Source organism: Chondromyces crocatus (assembly GCF_001189295.1).
Classification (GTDB): Bacteria; Myxococcota_A; Polyangia; order Polyangiales; family Polyangiaceae; genus Chondromyces; species Chondromyces crocatus.
In genome coordinates this window covers 3098172-3120532 of record NZ_CP012159.1, presented here as the reverse complement: position 1 = coordinate 3120532, position 22361 = coordinate 3098172, and the positions used below count along the sequence as shown (strand labels likewise).

9 protein-coding genes are annotated in these 22361 nt (G+C 69.1%); 6 read left to right on the top strand and 3 right to left on the bottom strand.

Features of this window, described 5'->3' with window-relative positions; genetic code table 11:
• Positions 1 to 138: 138 nt before the first annotated feature.
• Positions 139 to 1089 carry an LOG family protein gene (locus CMC5_RS11570; RefSeq protein ID WP_156338470.1) on the bottom strand — a complete coding sequence of 317 codons (951 nt, stop codon included), beginning with the start codon at positions 1087 to 1089 and terminating at the stop codon, positions 139 to 141.
• Between the two features lie 609 nt (positions 1090 to 1698).
• Here CMC5_RS11570 and CMC5_RS46450 point away from each other — a divergent pair.
• The 6 genes from CMC5_RS46450 to CMC5_RS11540 all read left to right on the top strand — a co-directional run bounded on the left by CMC5_RS46450 (position 1699) and on the right by CMC5_RS11540 (position 19621).
• Positions 1699 to 5160, top strand: coding sequence for a hypothetical protein (locus CMC5_RS46450; RefSeq protein ID WP_050430458.1), 3462 nt, complete (start codon positions 1699 to 1701; stop codon positions 5158 to 5160).
• 334 nt (positions 5161 to 5494) lie between these two features.
• Complete coding sequence (locus tag CMC5_RS44280) at positions 5495 to 9223, top strand: RHS repeat domain-containing protein (protein ID WP_050430457.1); 3729 nt, start codon at positions 5495 to 5497, stop codon at positions 9221 to 9223.
• A gap of 288 nt (positions 9224 to 9511) precedes the next feature.
• Positions 9512 to 10111, top strand: coding sequence for a hypothetical protein (locus CMC5_RS11555; protein ID WP_050430456.1), 600 nt, complete (start codon positions 9512 to 9514; stop codon positions 10109 to 10111).
• Positions 10112 to 10569: 458 nt separating this feature from the next.
• On the top strand, positions 10570 to 14091 hold the full coding sequence (locus CMC5_RS44275; protein ID WP_050430455.1) for a hypothetical protein: 3522 nt from the start codon (positions 10570 to 10572) through the stop codon (positions 14089 to 14091).
• Between the two features lie 314 nt (positions 14092 to 14405).
• Positions 14406 to 15857, top strand: a complete 1452-nt coding sequence (locus tag CMC5_RS11545) for a c-type cytochrome (RefSeq protein ID WP_245678405.1) — start codon at positions 14406 to 14408, stop codon at positions 15855 to 15857.
• Between the two features lie 371 nt (positions 15858 to 16228).
• On the top strand, positions 16229 to 19621 hold the full coding sequence (locus CMC5_RS11540) for an MYXO-CTERM sorting domain-containing protein (protein ID WP_156338469.1): 3393 nt from the start codon (positions 16229 to 16231) through the stop codon (positions 19619 to 19621).
• Positions 19622 to 19914: 293 nt separating this feature from the next.
• Here the strand turns inward: CMC5_RS11540 and CMC5_RS11535 are convergent, their stop codons facing one another.
• Entirely contained in the window at positions 19915 to 20481 is a 567-nt protein-coding gene (locus CMC5_RS11535; RefSeq protein ID WP_050430453.1) for a hypothetical protein, read from the bottom strand.
• Positions 20482 to 21846: 1365 nt separating this feature from the next.
• Entirely contained in the window at positions 21847 to 22125 is a 279-nt protein-coding gene (locus CMC5_RS44270) for a hypothetical protein (protein ID WP_156338468.1), read from the bottom strand.
• Positions 22126 to 22361 lie beyond the last annotated feature (236 nt).

Here is a 22361-nt window from a genome sequence, read left to right as displayed (position 1 = left end):
TCGGCATTGGTCGCGATGTTCTTCTCGCTCGCCCTGAAGGCAACGAAAACGGTCACGAATATCGCGGGGAAAAAAAGGATCCACCAGGAGAACCCCTTGTTCTTCGATGTCATGGCGTCACCTGTCCTCGCATCTCGGTCATGGCACGAACCGCTCGACGAAATGCGTGGCCGCATCGACGTCGTCGGTCACCAGCACGTACTTCTCATAGTCCTCCGGGCCAAAGAGCTTCTGGAGAACGGCCACCACGGGATAGGTCTCGGTCCAGTAGGTCGCGCCGAACAGGACCATCGGGCTGAAGTACTCGAAGGTGCGGTAATAGTTCTGGGCGCCGTCCTGGAAGATCTCCTGGATCGTCCCCGCCTTGCCCTCCGCATAGATGATGCCCTGCTTCGCCAGCGCGAGCAGCCCATCCTCGCGGATGCTGTTCTGGAAGTACTTGCCAATGTGCGTGGCGAAGGGAGTCGAAGGCTCGTGACCGTAGTGCCACGTGGGAATCGCCAGGCTCTCGTGAGGCGCACGGATGGCCGATGCCACCTCGAAGGCAGGCGCAAACCACGCATGCGCCAGCTCCACGCAGGCCGGATCCACGGAGCCATCGGCTGCAACGATGTCGGCGAGCGCAGGGACGGTGGGCTGCTTGCTCAGGATGGCGAGCGCCGCGTCGAGATCCAGATCACTGCCATCGGCGAGCGACGCTCCGAGGTGGCTGGCTTCCATCGCACCAGGTCCACCGCCCGTGCACAGGAGGATCCCCTGGCGCGTGAGCCGACGCGCCATCACCGCCACGTCCCGGTAGCGCGGCGAGGTGCGCGACATCTTGTGACCGCCCATGATGGCTGCAACGCGGCGGCCCGCCGTGAACAGCGTCTTCGCCCGGGTGATGGTGTTGTCGTGCATGGCCTGCACCATGCCCACGTACGGGTTCTCCGGCGCGGTGCGACCTTGCTCGACGTAGTGCTGGTAGATCGCGAAATCCACCGTGTGGGCGAAGGACGCCGAGTTCGCAGGATCGAAGCCTTGAAAGAGATCGGCAGGCGTGTACAGCCGACGGCGCATCGGTTCGTAGGGAAGGTCGAAGCCGGGCATCACGGTCTCCTCATGCGGCACCTTATACACGTGCCCCACAGGGTCGCGTCCTGCGAAGTCGAGCCCCTCGACGCAGATGTACGACCTGCAACCATCGACGCGCGCCATCGTCCTCCACCTGAGGAGTCAGGCACTTCACCCACGCGACCCGTCTCTGCACCCGGATGCAGGAGGCTCCCGGAGAGGCCCGCTCTCTCGCTCGATTGACAGCTCTTCCGCGCCCTCACCGCGCTACCGACGACGACGAGAACGTCGCCAAGGGCGAACACCGACCGCGCCCCCGAAACCCTCCCGCCAACGCAACCAGAATCGACCAGTAGCGCGCGGCTTTCCTCCGGACGAGGAGCGGCGTCGCACGCCACTCACCCACGATTTGCTCGAATTGCGCAACATCGGCACAAGTCGCCAACCCGGGCCATCGACACCGCGCGGCTCATTCAGCAATTCAATCAGCACCTTGCCCACCATGAGGGTACTTCCAGGAAGCCGCTCACGCCCTGAGTCGGCTCGACTCGAGCAACACTGGCGCAACGAACACGACCTGGTTCACGCAGGTTTTCGACACGCGAAGAGATGCGCACCATTGCCAGTTCCGGATAGCGTGAAGCAATGACGAACCACCATCCCGGGGCAGAGCCGAAGCTCGTCCTTCGCACCGCATTCCTCATCGCACTCCTCCCCTCCGCACTCGCCGCCTGCACGGCGCCCGAGACCACGGCGCCACCCGATGGAACTCCGGGGCCGGACACCAGCGCGCCGACGTCTGCGCGCACCGACGCACCGCTCGACCTCGGCGCCATCATGCGCACCGTGCGCCTCGCCTTCCGACCCGAAGGTGACGCCTTCACGGGCCGCGGCGACGCCTACCGCGCCCGCGTCTCCTCCGACGGCTTCGAGGTCACCCCCATCCGTCACGCCCGGCACAGCGCACCGCTCAACGCCCACGTACACACAGCCCACGCCCCCAGGGCCGCTGCGCACGAGCCTCCCCAGCTCGGCGCGCCCCTCACGCTCGCCACCACCCACATCACCCGCGGCGACCATGCCTTCCTGGGCGCGGGTGCCCCTCGCGTCGAGGGCGACGGCCACCTCGCCATCCCGCGCGGCCCCGCCGCCGTCGAGCACCTCCACAACACCGACGAAGGCCTCTCCCTCAGCTACACCTTCGCAAACCCGCCCGAGGGCCAGGGTGACCTCACCGTCCGCCTCCGCATCGGCGGCCAGCGCTACGCCGGTCAGACCCCCCTCGGGCATCACTACCGCGACGACGCCACTGGCCTCGGCGTTCGCGTCGGCCTCGCCACCTGGATCGACGCCCGCGGCACCACCACCCCGGTCACCGTCCACGCCCTCCCCGACGCTTCTGCCCTCGAGCTGCGCGTCCCTGCCGACGTCCTCGCCGCCTCGTCCTACCCTGCCGTCCTCGACCCCATCCTCTCCCCCGAGGCTGGCCTCGACCAGCCCCTCCTCGGCCAGGCCTCGGGCGCCCAGAGCCACCCCGCCATCGCCTTCGATGGCAGCGGCTACCTCGTCGCCTGGACCGACACCCGCACCCCCGTCGAGAGCACCTTCGCCACCCGCGTCGCGGCCGACGGCACCATCCGCGACCCGGTCGGCATCTTCCTCGGACCCGGCAGCTCCCCCACCATCGCCTTCGACGGCACCCGCTACCTCATCGTCCACAAGGCCCCGAACCCCCAGGCGCTCCGCGGCGCCCTCGTCAGCCCGGTCGATGGCCTCCTCGATCCTCAGGGCTTCACCATTGCCTCCGCCACCGACGCCACCAGGAACCCTGCCGCCACCTTCGACGGCACGAACTTCGTCGTCGCCTGGGTCGGCGGCGGAACCCACCTCGCCCGCGTGAGCCCCACCGGCACCGTCCTCGGCCTCACCCTCCTCGACAGTGGACCCCCCGCATACAATAGCTTCGACACCCGCCCCGCTCTCGCATCGGACGGTGCGAACACCCTCGTCGTCTGGCAAGCCAGCGACCGACGCATCCACGGCGTCCGCGTCGCCCCCTCGGGCACACGTCTCGACGTCCCCTCCCTCACCATCGGCCCACCGAACCCTGGTCCCAGCGGCCAGCGCACCCCCACCGTCGCCTTCGATGGCGCCAACTACGTCATCGCCTGGCTCGACTCCTCCAGCGAGTACTCCAACCACCGCATCGAAGCCACCCGCGTCACCCCCCAGGGCACCGTGCTCGATCCCACCGGCATCCTCGTGGCGAGTGAGCCGGACATCCACCTGCGCTTCGAGTCCCCCGAGGCGGCGTTCGATGGCCAGAACACCGTCCTCACCTGGCCTCGCGGCCCCTTCTGGGATGGCGGACTGAGCCTCTACACGACGCGCCTCAGCCCCTCGGGAACGGTTCACGACCCGGATGGCGTGCTCCTCGCCGAGGCCGCAAGCGACAGCGCCATCGCTTCCAGTGGCGCGGGCGCCTTCGTCGTCTGGACCGACCAGACCACCCCCGAAGGGACGGGTGGCACAGCAATCCGAGGCGCGCGTCTCGCGAGCGACGGAAGCACCATCGACGACCCGAGCCTCCTGCTCTCCACCAGCGGAAACGGCCAGACCCAGCCCGCCATCGCCTTCGACGGCGTGAACCACCTCGTCGTCTGGGCCGACGATCGCGCCTATGACACCGCGTGGTCAGGCACCGACATCATCGGCGCGCGTGTCTCCCCGACGGGCGAGCTCCTCGACCCGGCTGGCATCACCATCGGCACCGGCTACGGCTTCCAGTTTGCGCCTCGCACCGTCTTCGATGGCGCCAACATGCTCGTCGCCTGGTGGAACCTGCGCGATGACCTCAGCGTCCCCGGCGACTACGTTCACGAGCCCGAGTACGCCCGCGTCAGTCCCGCGGGAGAGCTCCTCGACCCCACGCCGATCCGCCTCCCTCTCGGCTCGTACGAGCCCGACGCGATCGCCCTCGCCTCCAACGGTGACGGCGCGCTCCTGGCCATCGACGCCTTCGACGGCGTGCAGGGCGTGCGCATCGCGCAGGACGGCACCCATGGCCCCGTCCTCGATCTCGTCTCTCACCCGGAGAACTGGTACGGCCTCCGCCCGGGGCTCGCGTCGGATGGCGACGGCTACCTCCTCGTCTGGCTCAACGACGGAAGCAACGGTCCTCTTCACGGCGCCCGCCTCACGGCGCAGGGTCAGAGACTCAACGCCATTGACTTCCCCATCTCCCCGCCCGGCGACATCGCGCACAGGGCGAGCCTCGCCTTCAACGGTGAGAACTACCTCGTCGTCTGGGAGAGCCTGCTCAATGTCGTCGGTCACCTCGGCGATGGCGCCGTGCACGCCGCACGCGTCACCCCGACGGGCGACGTCCTCGACCCCCAGGGCATCGTCATCTCTCCGGCCACCAACCTCCGCTCCGGCACCGGGTGGTGGCGCAACCACCCGACCGGCACCCGTCCCGCCACCACCTGCAACGACGGCCACTGCCTCGTCGCCTGGCGGCACCGCACCTCGCTCACCGACCCCCTCGCCATCGACCTCCACGCCGCCGTCGTCGACAGCGCTGGCGCCGTCTCTCCCCCCTTCGTCCTCGCCGACCAGCCTGGCGTCGAGGGCGCCCCGGCCCTCAGCGCCGGCCCCGTCGAGGCCCTCGTCGCCTACTCCCGCTTCGACGCCCAGCCCCCGCACGGCGCCGAGCGCATCCTGAGCCGCAGGGTCGGCTGGATCCCCTGCACCACCTCCGACTCCTGCCCCGAGGACGGCATCTGCGAGGAAGGCGTCTGCGTCACCACCCTCGCCTCTGGCGAAGGCGGCGGCACGGGTGAAGGCGGCAGCGCCGGTGAAGGTGGAAGCACCGGTGAAGGCGGCAGCGCCGGTGAAGGTGGAAGCACCGGTGAAGGTGGCACCACGGGTCAGGGAGGTAGCCCCAGCGGCTCGGGAGGTGCCGACGTCGACAGCGGCTGCAGCTGCTCCTTCCTCGGCAAAGCACCTCTCTCCGCCCCCGCAGCCGCCCTGTCCTTCGCCGCGCTGAGCGCCCTCGTCGCCAGGCGTCGCCGCCCCCTTCGCGACGCTTCTCCGGGCCAGCGCTAGCCAGCATCCCAGCCTCCCCCGGGGCGCCTGTACGGAACTCGCGCCCCGGGGGCGCTCAGCGCCGGCCAGCAAGCACCGTGCTGGATTCACAGGGAAACCAGACCATCCACTCACCACTGCACTTCGGCCAGCTCGATGCACGCAACGCCAATCCCCGGTTCGACTTGCTCGATGCCTGAAAGGAGCCAGCAGCACCGTCTCCGTGAATGCACTTCCGTCGCACCACGAACGGGCACGGAGCCGCGACACAACCAGCCGGTCATGAATGCACGCGATCACGTGCGTCGCGTCGAAACTGCGAACCTCGCCACAGCCATGCCCACAGGATGATGAAATGACGACGCCTCCTTCCCGGACAGAGTCTCGGCTCGTCCATCGGATCACGCTCCTCGCCTCCCTCCTTCCCGCCGTCGTCTCCGCCTGCACTGGCCAGGAGCCCACAGCGCCGCACCCCGCATCGACAGCGGACGACGCACGGCCATCCGCCGCGCGCACCGACGCGCCACGCGATCTCGGCGCCGTCATGCGCACCGTTCGCCTCGCCTTCCGACCCGAGGGTGCTGACTTCACCGGCGGCGGCGATGCCTACCGCGCCCGCGTCGCCGCCGACGGCATCGAGGTCACCCCCGTCCGTCATGCCCGCCAGAACGCACCGCTCACCGCCCCCGAGCGCACCGTCGACGCTCTCTCGGCCGCGCCGAACAAGCCTCTCCAGCTCGGCGCTCCCCTCACCCTCGCCACCACCCACCTCGCCCGCGGCCACCACGCCTTCCTGGACGCTGGCGCCCCGCGCATCGAACGCGACGGCCACCTCGCCATCCCGCGTGGCGCCTCCGCCGTCGAGCACCTCCGCAACACCGACGAAGGCCTCTCCCTCAGCTACTCCTTCGCCAACCCCCCGGAGGGCCACGGCGACCTCACCGTCCGCCTCCGCGTCGGCGGCCAGCGCTACGCCGGCCAGACCCCCCTCGGGCATCACTACCGCGACGACGCCACCGGCCTCGGCGTCCGCGTCGGCCTCGCCACCTGGATCGACGCCCGCGGCACCACCACCCCCGTCACCGTCCACGCCCTCCCCGGAGCCTCTGCCCTCGAACTCCGCGTCCCTGCCGACGTCCTCGCCGCCTCGGCCTACCCCGCCGTCCTCGACCCCATCCTCTCCCCCGAATCCGGCCTCGACCAGCCCCTCCTCGGCCAGGCCTCGGGCGCCCAGCGCGACCCCGCCGTCGCCTTCGACGGCAATGGCTACCTCGTCGCCTGGAGCGACACCCGCACCCCCATCGAGAGCATCTTTGCCACCCGCGTCAGCCTCGATGGTCACGTGCTCGATCCCCACGGCATCGACCTCGGCCCGGGCCTCGCCCCGAGCGTCGCCTTCGACGGCGTGAACTACCTCGTCGTCCAGAACGCCACGCTCACGCAGACCTTCCGTGGCACCCGGGTGAGCCCCGTGAGCGGCATCCTCGATCCCGGTGGCTTCCCCATCGTCGCCACCAACTCGTCCACCAGAAACCCGGTCCTCACCTTCGACGGCCAGAACTTCGTCGTCGCCTGGCTCGCCATCGGCGCCCACCTCGCGCGCGTCAGTCCCAGCGGCACCGTCCTCGACCCCACGGGCATCGTCATCGACAGCGCCTTCACACCCAACACCGGCCACGACCCTCGCCCGGCGCTCACCTCCGACGGCACGAACAGCCTCCTCGTGTGGCAAACCCAGGACCACCGCATCCGGGGCGTCCGCGTCAGCCCCACCGGCACCAAGCTCGACGCCACCCCCTTCCTCATCGGCCCCCCGACGGCAAGCTCCCTGGGGCAGCGCAGACCGACCGCCACCTTCGACGGCCAGAACTTCGTCGTCGCCTGGCAAGACTCCCTGCAGGAGTACTCCCAGTACCGCATCGAAGCCGCCCGCGTCACGCCCCAGGGCACTGTCCTCGATCCCGCTGCCATCGTCGTGGCCGAGGAACCGGACCCCGCCATGTACCAAGCTCACCTGCGAGCCGCCTTCGACGGCCAGAACACCGTGCTCACCTGGACCCACGGCGAGCACGGACACCCCTGGGCGTCCCTCCGCCGCGCGCGCCTCGCTGCCTCGGGCACCGTCCTCGACCCCCAGGGTGTTCTCTTCGCCGACCACACCAGCCAGAGCGCCATCGTCGGCAACGGCGCTGGCGTCTTCGCCGTGTGGACCGACGTCACCACCTACGACATGCTCGGCGGCACCGGCATCCGCGGCACACGGATCGCGAGCGACGGCACCGTCGTCGACACCCCGAACCTCCTCCTCGCCACCGGCAGCAACGGCCAGTTCAAGCCCTCGGTGGCCTTCGACGGGACCCACTACCTCGTCGTCTGGGGCGACGACCGCGCCTATGACACCAGCGGCCGCGGCATCGACGTCTTCGGCGCCCGCGTCACGCCCGAAGGTGAGCTCCTCGATCCCACCGGCATCCCCATCGCCACCGGCCCTGGCTTTCAGCTCTCCCCGCGCGCGATCTTCGACGGCGCGAACACCCTCGTCGCCTGGTGGAGCACCCCCTATCCCATCGGCGGACCTGGCGACCTCGTCTTCGAGCTGCAGTACAACCGCGTCGACGCCACAGGCCAGCTTCTCCACCCCACCCCGGTCACGGTCCCGATCCTGAGCTTCAACGACAAGATCGTCGGCGCGGCCTCCAACGGGAACGGCACCCTCCTCGTCATTGACGAATTCGACGGCGTGCAGGGCGTCCACATTGCGCAGGACGGCACCCACGGGCAGCCCCTCTCCCTCGTCTACTACCCGGATAGCTGGTACGGCCTCTGGCCGAAGGTGGCCTCCGACGGCAATGGCTACCTTCTGGTGTGGCGCAGCAACAGCAGGAAAGGCCCACTCCGCGGCGCGCGCATCACCGCCCAGGGCCTGAACCTCGACCCTGCCGGCTTCCCCATCACCCCGCAAGGCGCCATCGCCCACACGATGGACATCGGCTTCGACGGCACGAACTACCTCGTCGTCTGGGAAAATCTCCTCAACTACAGCGATGTCGGCGACAACGGCGACGGCTCCGTGCACGCCGCACGCATCACCCCGCAGGGCGGCGTCCTCGCTCCCCAAGGCTTCGTCATCTCGCCCGCCACCCACCTCCGTGCCGACACACCCCTCCTCTGGACCAACCTCACGTCCGGCACCCACCCTGCGACCACCTGCATCCCAGGACGTTGCCTCGTCGCCTGGCGGCATCGCACGTCGACCACCGATCCCTTGGCCATCGACCTCCACGCCGCAATCGTCGACAGTTCGGGCACCGTCTCACCGAGCTTCGTCCTCGCCGACCAGCCTGGCGTCGAAGGTCCCCCTGCCCTCTGCGCTGGCCCCGTCGAGGCCGTCGTCGCCTACTCCCGCTTCGATGCCCACGCTCCCCACAGCGCCGAGCGCATCCTGACCCGCAGGATTGGCTGGATTCCCTGCGTCACCTCGGACACTTGCCCCGCCGACGGCCTCTGCGACGAAGGCGTCTGCGTCTCCCCTGTAGCGACTGGCCAAGGCGGCAGCGGGGGCCAGGGTGGCAGTGCTGGCCAAGGTGGCAGTGCTGGCCAAGGCGGCAGTACTGGCCAAGGCGGCAGTGCTGGCCAAGGCGGCAGTGCTGGCCAAGGCGGCAGTGCTGGCCAAGGCGGCAGCATGGGCCAAGGCGGAAGCACGGGTCAGGGCGGCAGCATGGGTCAAGGCGGCAGCATGGGCCTAGGCGGAAGCACGGGTCAGGGCGGCAGCATGGGCCTAGGCGGAAGCATGGGTCAGGGCGGCAGCTCCGGCCAAAGTGGCAGCATGGGCCAAGGCGGAAGCACGGGTCAGGGCGGCAGCACGGGCCAAGGCGGAAGCGCTGGTGAAGGTGGTGGCGCTGGTAAAGGTGGCAGCACGGAGACCCCTGGAAACGATGCAGGCTGCGGATGCCGCATCGACGGCCGCGCATCTCGCTCTTCCGGCGGAGCTCTCCTGTCCTTCGCCGCGCTCGGGCTTCTCGTCGCGCGACGCCGCCGCTCCATCACGTCGCCACGCGCGGCAGACATGACCCCCATCCCCTGATCCGCGTTCATCTCGGCAACGCCGACATCCGCCTCGCTGCCGCGGCAGCCACCGTCTCATTCAGCCAGGAGGTGCCCACGTTCTCGCTTCGCCTCGAGAGTGCATCCGGGGGAGGGCCTTGCGATGTTCCCGAGCAAACCTTAGACAGATCCCAGCTCGCATCCGCGAAGCGCACCGTCCTCTCGCCTCGAAGGCCCGGTGTCCTGCTGGTCCCACAAAGGCAACGGTCGGGACCAGCAGCGTCATCGTGAACGACGCAAGAGAACGCTTTCAACCCAAGGAGCCATCATGCGCATGAGCCGCGATCCAGGTGCCCCCGACAACACCCTCCGCAGCCAGCCCAGGCGTCTGTCACGCAGGTTTCCTGCGATCATGGTCGCCATGGCGATGGGAACAGGGCTCTGCATGACGGGATGGTCCAGCACCGCTGCAGCCGAAACCGTCGAGGCTGCGGAGCTACACCCGCTTCAGGCGCATCTGGAGTCGAAAATCACGGACTCGGGCGCACGCACCATGCTCACCGACGTCACGTTGCAGCGCAGCGGGGAGCATGCCGGTCAGCTCTACGCGCGAACGGTCACCTCCAACCGCGTCCGTCTCACCGGATTTACCGGGGGTGTCTTCGTCGTCCTCAAGAATGACCAAGGCGCAGTCGTCGGAATCTCCGGCTTGCACACCTTTGGTGTCGACGGGCGCTCGATCGGAACTTACCGTCGCGATGAGGTCTGGATCGAGCAGATCGATCCCCGCGTCGCCGCAGCCACGACCCAGATCGAGATCGTTCACCAGCGAGCCACCCGAGACCGTCTCCCCAGCATTCTCAAACGAATTGCCGAATTCAAGCAGGCAGGCTGCCAGATCATCCACGTGCAGGGTGTCTGCGACTGAAACGCCCAGCGCCTCTCGCATATCCGACGACAGCGCCCGGCGGCACGCGCTCGAAATCCATGTCGAGCCGGGGCGTGCCGCTCCCTCGCAGAGCCAATCGCGTCGCCGACACGGCTCGGCCCAGCAGCATCCCCAGCTCGCCCCAGAAGCACCCCCAGCTCGCCCCACCAGCCCCCCCCAGCTCGACCCTCGAAGCACGCAGCTCGACTGGAACGCGAGGTGACCGCTGAACCATCGCATTCAGCTGAGCAGCATGTGCACAAGGTATTGCCCTGGGCCACTTGCACAGCACAGCAGCATTGACCCATCCAATCGCACCGCAAGCATCCCACCACGTCTCTCTGGGTCGCTCACCCCCTGTGCACCTTGGACCTTGCACGACGCGCGCCCTCTGCGTCATGCAGAGGTCCAGGCCCAACAACGTACGCGCAATCGCCATTTCCAGATAATGTGTGGCAATGACGAACCCCCATTCCGAGACAGAGCGACACCTCGTCTTTCGCAACGCATTCCTCACCGCGCTCCTCCCCTCCATCCTCGCCGCCTGCACCGAGCCCGACACCACAGCGCCACCAGGAAATCTGGCGACGGACGACAGCGCACCCTCGGCCGTGCACCTCGGCACGCCGCTCGACCTCGGCACCGTCATGCGCACGGTTCGCCTCGCCTTCCGACCCGAAGGCCACGACTTCACGGGCGGCGGTGACGCCTACCGTGCTCGCGTCACCTCCTCGGGTGTCGAGATCGTCCCGGTCCTTCATGCGCGCCAGAGAGCGCATCGCACGACCGACGTTCATGTGACGACCTCACGCCTCCCCGTCTCCCGCGCGGTCACGGCCCATGAACCGCCCGAGATCGGCGCTCCCCTCACCCTTGCCACCACCCACCTCGCCCGTGGCGACCGCGCCCTCCGTGGCGACCACGCCTTCCTTGGCGACCGCGCCTTCCTTGGCGCCGACGCCCCTCGCATCGAGCGCGATGGCCACCTCGCCATCCCGCGCGGCCCTTTCGCCATCGAACACCTCCACAACACCGACGAAGGCCTCTCCCTCAGCTACGCCTTCGCAAGCCCTCCCGAAGGCCAGGGCGATCTCACCGTCCGCCTCCGCGTCGGCGGCCAGCGCTACGCTGGCCAGACCTCCCTCGGCCACCACTACCGCGACGACGCCACCGGCCTCGGCGTCCGCGTCGGCCTCGCCACCTGGATCGACGCCCGCGGCACCACCACCCCCATCACCGTCCACGCCCTCCCCGAAGCCTCTGCCCTCGAGCTGCGCGTCCCTGCCGACGTCCTCGCCGCCTCGGCCTACCCTGCCGTCCTCGACCCCATCCTCTCCCCCGAAGATGGCCTCGACCAGCCCCTCCTCGGCCAGGCCTCCGGCGCCCAGAGCCACCCGGCCCTCGCCTTCGACGGCGCGGGCTACCTCGTCGCCTGGACCGATACCCGCACCCCCGTCGAGAGCACCTTCGCCACCCGCGTCACGGCCGACGGCACCGTCCGTGATCCCGTCGGCATCTACCTCGGCCCTGGCAGCTCACCCACCGTTGCCTTCGACGGCCAGAACTACCTCGTCGTCCACAGAGCCCTGAGCCCGGAGGCCCTCCGCGGCGCCCTCGTCAGCCCGACCGACGGCCTCCTCGATCCGCAGGGCTTCACCATCGCCGCTGCCACCGACGCCACCAGGAATCCTGCTGCCACCTTCGACGGCACGAGCTTCCTCGTCACGTGGCTCGGCGGCGGCACCCACCTCGCGCGCGTGAGCCCCACGGGTGCCGTCCTCGGCCTCACCCTCCTCGATGCAGGACTCCCTGTCTACGACGGCATCGACGCCCGCCCTGCCCTCGCGTCGAACGGCGCGAACACCCTCGTCGTCTGGCAAGCCAGCGATCGACGCATCCACGGCGTCCGCGTCGATCCCTCGGGCACGCTCCTCGACGTCCCTCCCTTCACCATCGGCCCCCCGAACCCGGGCCCTGCCGGCCAGCGCACCCCCACCGTCGCCTTCGACGGCACGAGCTACGTCGTCGCCTGGAAAGACTCCGCGCACCAGCACTACTACAACCGCCTCGAAGCCACCCGCGTCACCCCCCAGGGCGCAGTCCTCGACCCCGCGGGCATCCTCGTCGCCGACGAACCGGCGCTCGACCATTTCTACGCCTCCCCCGAGGCCGCGTTCGACGGCCAGAACACCGTCCTCACCTTCACCCGCGGCGCCTTCGAGGAGTTCGCACAGACCCTCTACACCACCCGCATCAGCCCCTCTGGAGCGGTCCTCGATCCCGACGGCGTGCTCCTCATCGACGCCGCCATCGACAGCGCCATCGCTTCCAACGGCGCGGGCGCCTTCGTCGTCTGGACCGACCAGAGCACCTTCGACTGGACGGGCGGCACCGGCATTCGCGGCACCCGCCTCGCGAACGACGGCAGCGTCCTCGACACCCCGAGCCTCCTCCTCGCCACCAGCGGAAATGGCCAGACCCAGCCCGCCATCGCCTTCGATGGCGTGAACCACCTCGTCGTCTGGGCCGACGATCGCGCCTACGTCATCAACGAGCGCGGCACCGACATCCTCGCTGCCCGCGTCTCCCCCGACGGCACCCTCCTCGACCCCACCGGCATCGAGATCGCCACCGGCATCGGCTTCCAGTTCGCCCCGCGTGCCGTCTTCGATGGCGCGAACACCCTCGTCGCCTGGTGGAGCTTTCCCTCGTACCTCGGCGGCCCCAGCGACATCGTCTACGACGCCGAGTACGCCCGCATCAGCCCTTCTGGCCAGCGCCTCGACCCCACCCCGATCCGCCTCCCCCTCGCCTCGTACGACCAGGAGCCCTTCGGCCTCGCCTCCAACGGCAACGGCGCCCTCCTGGTCGCCGACGGCTTCGACGGCGTACAGGGCGTGCTCATCGCGCAGGACGGCACCCATGGCCCCCTCCTCGACCTCACCTCTCACCCCGGCAACATGTTCGGCCTCCGCCCTGCCCTCGCCTCCGACGGCGACGGTTACCTCCTCGTCTGGCTCGACCTCGGGCGGAGCGGCCCCCTCTCCGGCGCCCGCCTCACCGCCCAGGGCCAGAACCTCGACCCCACCGGCTTCCCCATCTCCCCTCCCGGCGCCATCACCCACCGAGCCACCCTCGGCTTCGACGGCGCGCAGTACCTCGTCGTCTGGGAGAACCTGCTCAACTTCGTCGGCGACCATGGCGACGGCTCCGTGCACGCCGCGCGCGTCACCCCGATGGGCGACGTCCTCGACCCGCAAGGCATCGTCCTCTCCCCTGCCACCCATCTCCGCTCCAACAACCCCGTGTTCTGGACCAACGGCCCCACCGGCACCCATCCCGCCACCACCTGCAAAGACGGCCACTGCCTCGTCGCCTTTCGGCACCGCACCTCGCTCACCGACCCCTTGGCCATCGACCTCCACGCCACCATCGTCGACAGCGCCGGCACCGCCTCTCCGACCTTCGTCCTCGCCGACCAGCCCGGCATCGAAGGCCCCCCGGCCCTCAGCACGGGTCCCGTCGAGGCCGTCGTCGCCTACTCCCGCTTCGACGCCGGAGCCCCCCACGGCGCCGAGCGCATCCTGAACCGCCGGATCGGCTGGATCCCCTGCACCACCTCGGCGACCTGCCCCGAGGACGGCACCTGCGAGAACGACATCTGTATCACCACCCTCGCCGCTGGTGAAGGCGGCAGCACCGGTGGAGGCGGCAGCACCGGTGAAGGTGGTAACGCCGGTGCTGGTGGTGACGCCGGCGAAGGCGGTAACGTCGGCGAAGGCGGCAGCAGCAGTCAGGGTGGCAGCAGCAGCACCTCGGGTGGCGACGATCGCAGCAAGGGCGGTGGATGCTCCTTCCACGGCAAAGCGCCTCTCTCTGCCCCCACAGCCGCCCTGTCGTTCGCGGCCCTGAGTGCCTTCATCACCCGGCGTCGACGCGCCCTCAGCGACACCGCGCAGCCTCAGCGCAGCCGTCGCTGACCCCCCACCACCCTCGCGACAGCCTGGCTCCGGGGATCCCCGCCATCACCCGGTGAGGCGTGCCCACCGCAACTCCCCTCCTGCACCTCCTCGGTGATTCCCCCTCCTGCACCTCCTCGGTGACTCCACCTCCTGCACATCCTCGGTGACTCCACCTCCTGCGCGCGGCTCGCGCGTTCTGCTTCACGGTTCATGCGCATCACGTCACGGCTCGTCGGAAGCGCGCGACACCTCGTCGGTAGCGAATCGAAGAGCAGCGTGCCCGATGCGAGAGTGCCCCGAGGCGCCTGCTTCCCCCAGCCGACGGAGCCCCCATGATCCAACGTCCTCCTCGCAGTGCTCTCCCTCCCCTCGCACGCGCGTGCTACCCGCACCTCGTCAGCAGCCCTTTCCTGTGGGGGGCCCTCTGCACCGCCATGCTCGTCGCGGTGAGCGCATGCGGCACCGACCCGGCACCGAGCCAGCCGACCACCACGGTGGAGCCGCTCTTCAACGAAGCCTTCCAGAGCACCAACGGCCGCTCCTGCGCCACCTGCCATGTGCCAGAAGACAACTTTGCCCTGACGTCCGAGCACGTCGTCCGACGGTTTGAAACGAACCCGAACGATCCCCTCTTCGCGGCCATCGATGCCGACGACCCCACGGCCGAAACCTTGACCTTCGACCATCTCAAGAAGGGGCTCGTGCGGGTGTGGATCACGCTGCCCGACAACATGGACCAGCTCGACGAGGTGGGTAACGTCATCACCGCCGCCGATCGCAGGATCTTCGTGTGGCGCTCCGTGCCCTCCATCGCCGACGCCGCGCTAACCGCCCCCTATCAGCTCGATGGACGCGTCGAGACGCTCGAAGAGCAAGCGCAAGAGGCCATCACCGGACACAGCGAAGGCGGCGCCGTGAGCCAGACCGATCTCGCTCGCATCGCGGCGTTCGAGCGCAGCATCTTCACGTCGGACCGAGCCCGCAAGATCGCCGACGAACTCGCGAGCGGGGTCGCCTTCGACGACCTCGGCGACGTCGAAGCCTCGCTCTCGCTGTCTCCACAGGAGCAGCGCGGCAAGGAACTGTACGAGAAGACCTGCGAGGCCTGTCATGGCGGCGCCAGCAAGACGAAGATCAAGGACCGCGAGATTCACGCACTGGCGTTCCCTGCCCTCAAGGCAGACGGGAACGTCCTGTACCAGGTCCCTGCCACCGATCCCCCGACGCCAGTGCTCGCCCATGAACCCGAGAACGAGTTCATCAACATCGGCTCGGCCATGGAGAACTTTCTGGTCCAGATCGGCGCGACCGAGCACCAGAGCTTCACGAGAGACGTGAGCTTCCCCAGCTACCGGTTCCGGTTCTACAAGGACGCTTCTCGCACCGAGATCGTCACGGATCTCCCGCCGGCGCTCCCTCCCGACAATCCCTTCGAATTCGCCGTCGACGACGACGGCAACCCGATCTCGGGCCCGAACTTCTTCCCGCAGCTCTTCACCACCGATCCGGGGCGCGCCGCGATCACCGGAAACCCGTACGACTTCGAGGCATTCGACATCCCGACCTTGCGCGGCATCGCGAAGACTGCCCCCTACTGGCACAACAACATCTCGGAGACCCTCGAAGAGGTGGTCGACCTCTACAGCGACCACCTGTTCTCGAAGTTCCCCTCCTTCACCCAGCCCGGCGAGAAAGAACAGGATCCCGATGGCGACATCGGCCCTCCCGAAGCCTTCACTGCCAATCAGAAGAAGGATCTGGTCGCCTACCTGAAACGTCTCTGACCCGAAGGCACGTGATGCCGAAAAAGCAGAGCGGCTGAAACCGTGAATGCATGCGGTATGGAATCCACCCTCATTCACGCCATCCGGACATGAACGCACGCCCGTAGCGTGCTCCGAGGCCATGCTCGCGCTAGGGCCACGCACCACGTCGATAGTCTGAGGCAATGACAACGCCTCGTTCCCGGACAGCACGACGGCTCCTCCTTCGAACCACGCTCTTCACGCGAACCACGCTCTTCGCGTCGCTCCTCCTCCCCCTCGCCTCCGCCTGCACCGCGCCCGAGCGGTCAACGCCACCCGAGGCATCGAGCACAGCCGACGTCTCGCAGACGACACCTCGCACCGACGCGCCTCTCGACCTTGGCGCCGTCATGCGCACCGTACGCCTCTCCTTCCGACCCGAAGGCAGCGACTTCACGGGTGGCGGCGACGCCTACCGCTCCCGCGTCTCACCCGACGGCGTCACGATCACGCCCGTCCGTCACCCTCGGCAGAAGCTCCCTCGCCCAGACGCACACGCTGCCAACGCCCCCTCCGACGCCCCTCCCCAGCTCGGCGCTCCCCTCACCCTCGCCACCACCCACCTCGCCCGCGGCGACCGTGCCTTCCAGGCCCCCAGCGCTCCCCGCATCGAACGCGACGGTCACCTCGCCATCCTGCATGGCCCTGACGCCACCGAACACCTCCACAACACCGACGAAGGCCTCTCCCTCAGCTACACCTTCGCCAATCCCCCTGAAGGCCACGGCGACCTCACCGTCCGCCTCCGCGTCGGCGGCCAGCGCTACGCCGGCCAGACACCCCTCGGCCACCACTACCGTGACGCCGCCACCGGCCTCGGCATCCGCGTCGGCCTCGCCACCTGGATCGACGCCCGCGGCACCACCACCCCCGTCACCGTCCACGCCCTCCCCGAAGCCGGCGCCCTGGAGCTTCACGTCCCCGCCGACGTCCTCGCCGCCTCGGCATACCCCGCCGTCCTCGACCCCATCCTCTCCCCCGAATCCGGCCTCGACCAACCCCTCCTCGGCCAGGCTTCCGGCGGCCAGCGCGACCCCGCCATCGCAGGCGCGGGCGACGGCTACCTCGTCGCCTGGACCGACACCCGCCTCGCCCTCGAAAGCATCTTCGCCGCCCGCGTCGCGGCCGACGGCACCGTCCTCGACCCCTACGGCATCCACCTCGGCCCGGGCGCCAGACCCGCGGTCGCCTACGACGGCGCGAACTACCTCGTCGTCCAGCAAGCTGCCACCACCCAGACCCTCCGTGGCACCCGCATCAGCCCCGTGAACGGCATCCTCGACCCGGGTGGCTTCCCCATCGCCCCTGCCACCAGCACCACCAGGAACCCTGCCGCCACCTTCGACGGCACCCACTTCGTCGTCGCCTGGCTCGACGCCGGCACCCGCCTCGCCCGCGTCGACACGGCTGGCACCGTCCTCGACCCCGGTGGCCTCCTCCTCGACCCCGGCCTCCCTGCCTACAACGACGGCAACGCCCGCGCCGCCCTCGCTTCCGACGGCACGAACACCCTCGTCGTCTGGCAAGCCAGCGACCGACGCATCCACGGCGTCCGCGTCGACCCCGGCGGCGTGGCCCTCGACGTCCCCCCGCTGCACCTCGGCCCTGCGACCCCGGGCGCCATCGGCCAGCGCAACCCTGCCATCACCTTCGACGGCGCGAACTACGTCATCGCCTGGCTCGACTCCCCCAGCGAGTTCTCCAGCCACCGCATCGAGGCCACCCGCGTCACCCCGCAGGGCACCGTCCTCGACCCCGCGGGCCTCCTCGTCGCCACCGAACCGAGCATCTACCACTACCTCGGCAACCCGCGCGCCGCCTTCGATGGCCAGAACACCGTCGTCACCTGGACCCGCACCGAAGCCGAGAACCCCGCCGAGCAAGTCCACCGCGCCCGCATCACCCCCACCGGCACCGTCCTCGACCCGGGCGGCGCCCTCCTCTCCACCCACGCCAACGAGAGCGCCCTCGCCGGCAACGGCAACGGCACCTTCGTCGTCTGGACCGACCTCACCACCTACGACCGCGTCGCGGGCCCAACCCTCCGCGCCACCCGCCTCGCGCCCGACGGCACGATCCTCGACACGCCCAGCCGCCTCCTCGCCACCAGCGCCAACGGCCAGACCCAGCCCACCCTCGCCTTCGACGGCGTGAACTACCTCGTCGCCTGGACCGACGACCGCGCCTACGACGCCAGCCGCCGCGGCACCGACCTCTTCGCCACCCGCGTCACCCCCCAGGGCACCGTCCTCGACCCGAGCGGCATCGCCATCACCACCGACCTCGGCTTCCAGTTCGCCCCCCGCGCCGTCTTCGATGGCGTGAACACCCTCGTCGCCTGGTGGAGCTTCCCCCGCAGCCTCAGCGCCCACGGCGACCACGTCTACACGCCGCAGTACGCCCGCGTGAGCCCTGCTGGCCAGCTCCTCGACCCCATCCCGGTGAGCCTCCCCCTCGAGTCCTATGACGACGACCACCTCGGCGTTGCCTCCAACGGCCAGGGCACCCTCCTCGCCGTCGACAGCCCTGCTGGCGTACAAGGCGTCCTCGTCGCGCACGACGGCACCCACGGCCCCGTCCTCACCTTCGCCGAGTACCCGGACAACTGGCTCGGCCTCCGCCCCGACCTCACCTCCGACGGCGACGGCTACCTCGTCGTGTGGCGCTTCGACAGCCGCAACGGCCCCCTCCACGGCGCGCGCATCACCGCCCAGGGCCAGACCCTCGACGTGGGCGGCTTCCCCATCACCCCTCCCGGCGTCGTCGCCCACACCACCAGCCTCGGCTTCGACGGCACGAACTACCTCGTCGTCTGGGAGCAGCTCGACATCGGTGGCGGCACCGTCTTCGACGGCGACGGCTCCGTGCACGCCGCCCGCGTCTCCCCCCTCGGCGACGTCCTCGACCCCCAGGGCATCGTCATCACCCCCGCCTCGAACCTCCGCGCCGACACCACCGCGCTGTGGACCAACCCCGGCTCCGGCACCCTCCCCGCCACCACCTGCCGCGCCGGCCACTGCCTCATCGCCTGGCGGCACCGCACCACGCCCACCGACCCGTACGCCATCGACCTCCACGCCGCCGTCCTCTCCGCCGCCGGCACCGTCTCCCCGAGCTTCGTCCTCTCCGCCGAGCCCGGCATCGAAGGCCCCCCTGCCCTCTGCGCCGGCCCCGTCGAAGCTCTCGTCGCCTACTCCCGCTTCGACCACGCCCCTCCTCACGGCACCGAGCGCGTGCTGACCCGTCGCCTGGGCTGGATCCCGTGCACCACCTCCGCCACCTGCCCGACCGGCGCCACCTGCGAAGACGACGTCTGCGTCACCACCCTCGCCACCGGAGAAGGCGGCAGCGCCGGCCACGGTGGCAGTGGCGCTGGCGGTGCTGGACAAGGTGGCGCTGGACAGGGCGCGACCTCCGGCGCTGGCGGCAGTGGCGCTGGCGGCAGTGGCGCTGGCGGCGCTGGACAGGGCGGCACCGCTGGCGAAGGCGGCACATCAGGCCACGGTGGCAACGCAGGCCAAGGCGGCGCTGGAGAGGGTGGCACCGCTGGCGAAGGCCCTGGCTCCGGGACCAGCACCAGCACCAGCACGGGAGGCAACGGCGAGGCGCCTGGAGACGACGGCAGCTGTGGATGCACCGTCCCCGGAACCTCCACCCGCTCCACCTCCACGGCAGCCTCGTCCCTGGCAGCGCTGGCGCTCCTCGCCGCACGTCGCCGAAGCCCCCTCGCCGCACGTCGCTGACCCCCCTCAGCGCACGTCACGGACCCCCGTCGTCCTACCGGCCCCGATGACCATGGATCGCCGAAGCACCGTGCATGACCGCCGCGTCAAATGACGCGACAGTCAAGCTCGGAGGCCCACCGCGAAGAGCCTCCCGCCGCGCCTCGGGGATGCAGAACCGTCGACGCCGTGGCGCGAACGACCTCACGACGCACAAAAAAACGCGAGGAGAGCCCGCGTCTCGAACTCTCCCCGCGCTCCTCGTTCACGATCCCGGTGAAGCCTCCCGAGGAGGCGTCACCGGGAGCCGCGCATCACGTCTCCTGCGGCTCGTCCTCGCTCTCCCCCTCCGGAGCGGCAGCGAGGGCGGCGCCCCCCTTGAAGGGCACCCCGGCCTCCTCCTCCTCGGCCGTGGCCGCCTCGTTCTTGCGTCGCGTCTTCGCCGCGAGCAGCCCCGTCTGGCCATGGTACCGGATGGTCTTCTCGAACGCCGTCATCAGCGCCGGATCCGTGCGCTTCGCCGCCTTGCGCACCGAATCGACCACGAGGCCGACCAGGGCCTCCCGCTGGTCCTCGAGGTACGCCTCGGTCTCCGCGGCCACCTCGGCCAGCTTCTCGACGGTCCGCTTCACGGCGCGCACCCGCGCGAGCCGCGTGTTCAAGGTCGAGATTTGCGTGCCGAGATCCGGAGCCACCCGGAGTTCGGCCGCGTGCAGCGGCAGGCGCGTGGACAGCTCTTGCTCGGCCCTGTCCCAGCCAGGTTTTTCACGTCGTAGCCCCCTCATGCCCCCGCTGGGCAGATCGACCAGCGAGCCTTGCAGATCCGTCAAATCGAGGGTGAGTTCTCCCGCATACTGCTTCACGAGAAGCGTCGTCGTCATTGGTTTTCCTTCATCGGTGCACTCCGGTGGAGCGCGTGCGCTGTTCATGTACCGGCCGCGAGACGCGCGGTCGGTACAGCACCATTCAATGCGTCCGGCGACAGCCAATGTCAATGCCACCCATAACGATTTCGGATCCCCGTCGTGACGATTTTCATTTCGAAGCAGCGCTCTCTCGTTGCCCTTCGCCCACGCCCATCGCGGCCTCGGCAGGCTTCGCCTCTGGCACAGCGAGTGCAGCCATCCCGCCTCTCGCAGCTTCGCATGCCTGCATCACGAGAACCCATTCTCGTACCAGTGGAACCCATTGGCGCATCATCCGCCCAGCGCTCCGTGACCAGGCGACGCGCATCTTCCTCTGCCGCGAAGAATCACGAACTGAAACGGACGGTCATGCATCCCATGGCGAGCGATCGAGCCATTCCCGGTCATGGGATTGGTATGAAATGTCACGATATTTCAATCGATAACAGCGCGTAAGGAACATCACCGCATCCTTCAGGCGGCACCGATCAGGTGACGCCAGTCCCTCGGGCGCCAGCGCGAAAGTCCTTCCTGAATCCGCGTACCGACTCGTCGGTTCAGCGGGAGCCCGCCTGCATCGCGCGGCTCATGCACCCTGCGCAGGCCATCCCTCTTCATAAGGAGGAGGAGAGCGGGCAGCGCGTTCCCCATGACGCCCGACGGCTGAAGACCCCGACCCCTGGCGGACCGTCTTCGTGACCGGGAACTGCGCCATCGCCTTCCCCCTCCACTTGTAACTGCTCGAGATCGTCATCGTCTCCGTCGACGCGGGGCACTCCTCGACATCAGCGAGCGTTCAAGGGAGCGCGCGCCGAGCTCCCTCAGGAGCCATCGCGCTCACCGCACCGGGCCATGCCCACCGTGTGGGCGTCTTCGCCGCTCACGAATCGGTCTTCGCCGATCTCGTGCCAGCGGTCGGCGATCCCTGATCGTCGATCCACGTTCGACGATCGTCGATCCCCATTCGACGATCGTCGATCCCCGTTCGACGATCGTCGATCCCCGTTCACGTGGCAGCGTTCGCCAATCACCGATCGTCGATCCCCATTCACGTGGCCGTCATCCGCCATTCACCGTCCGTCCTTCCTGTCAGGGGTCAGCCTTCGCCAATCACCGTTCGTCCTTCGGCGTTCGACGTTCGTCGGTCCCCGTTCGACGACCGTCGATCGCCGTTCATCGATCGTCGGTCCCCGTTCAACGATCGTCCTTCGGCCTTCAACGATCGTCGATCGCCGTTCAACGATCGTCGGTCCGCGTTCACGTGCCAGTCGTCCGCCTGTCGCCGGGTTCTCTTCCGCTGGCGGATCACCCTTCGCAACGCACGAATCGTCCTTCCTCCATTCACGGTTCGTCCTTCCCCCATTCACCGATCGTCGATTCCCGTTCGACGTTCGTCGATTCCCGTTCGACGTTCGTCGATTCCCGTTCGACGTTCGTCGATTCCCGTTCGACGTTCGTCGATTCCCGTTCGACGTTCGTCGATTCCCGTTCGACGTTCGTTACTTCCAATTTACGTGCCAGCTTTCCTCTTCCACCCAGTCCCAGGTGGCTGGCCCTGGAGCGAGAACGCCATGCGCTTGCCGGAAGTCCCGCCAGAGCGACCGGCCCACGGCCTTCCACGGCTCCTCTCGAGATCAGCCCACGCACCCCATCGCCAGCACGACGGGTCGTCCGGAAAACGCTCGGGGGCCCATCCGCGCGTCGCCTCGTGAATCTGCATGCCCCCTGGAGCTCCACGGCATGAACGCGAGGTGGGCGCACGTAGGGCGACGGGCGAAAGGCCGAAGAAGCGCGTTCGCTGGCTTTCACGGGCGATTCCCCGGGTGCAACGAGGCATGCCCTGGCTGGCCTCCACG

Excerpts from the sequence above, each read along its gene's own strand:
- CMC5_RS11545 (WP_245678405.1), top strand. The coding sequence starts at position 14,406 with ATGATCCAACGTCCTCCTCGCAGTGCTCTCCCTCCCCTCGCACGCGCG.
- CMC5_RS44280 (WP_050430457.1), top strand. The coding sequence starts at position 5,495 with ATGACGACGCCTCCTTCCCGGACAGAGTCTCGGCTCGTCCATCGGATC.
- CMC5_RS11535 (WP_050430453.1), bottom strand. The coding sequence starts at position 20,481 with ATGACGACGACGCTTCTCGTGAAGCAGTATGCGGGAGAACTCACCCTC.
- CMC5_RS11570 (WP_156338470.1), bottom strand. The coding sequence starts at position 1,089 with ATGCCCGGCTTCGACCTTCCCTACGAACCGATGCGCCGTCGGCTGTAC.
- CMC5_RS11555 (WP_050430456.1), top strand. The coding sequence starts at position 9,512 with ATGCGCATGAGCCGCGATCCAGGTGCCCCCGACAACACCCTCCGCAGC.
- CMC5_RS44275 (WP_050430455.1), top strand. The coding sequence starts at position 10,570 with ATGACGAACCCCCATTCCGAGACAGAGCGACACCTCGTCTTTCGCAAC.
- CMC5_RS46450 (WP_050430458.1), top strand. The coding sequence starts at position 1,699 with ATGACGAACCACCATCCCGGGGCAGAGCCGAAGCTCGTCCTTCGCACC.
- CMC5_RS11540 (WP_156338469.1), top strand. The coding sequence starts at position 16,229 with ATGCGCACCGTACGCCTCTCCTTCCGACCCGAAGGCAGCGACTTCACG.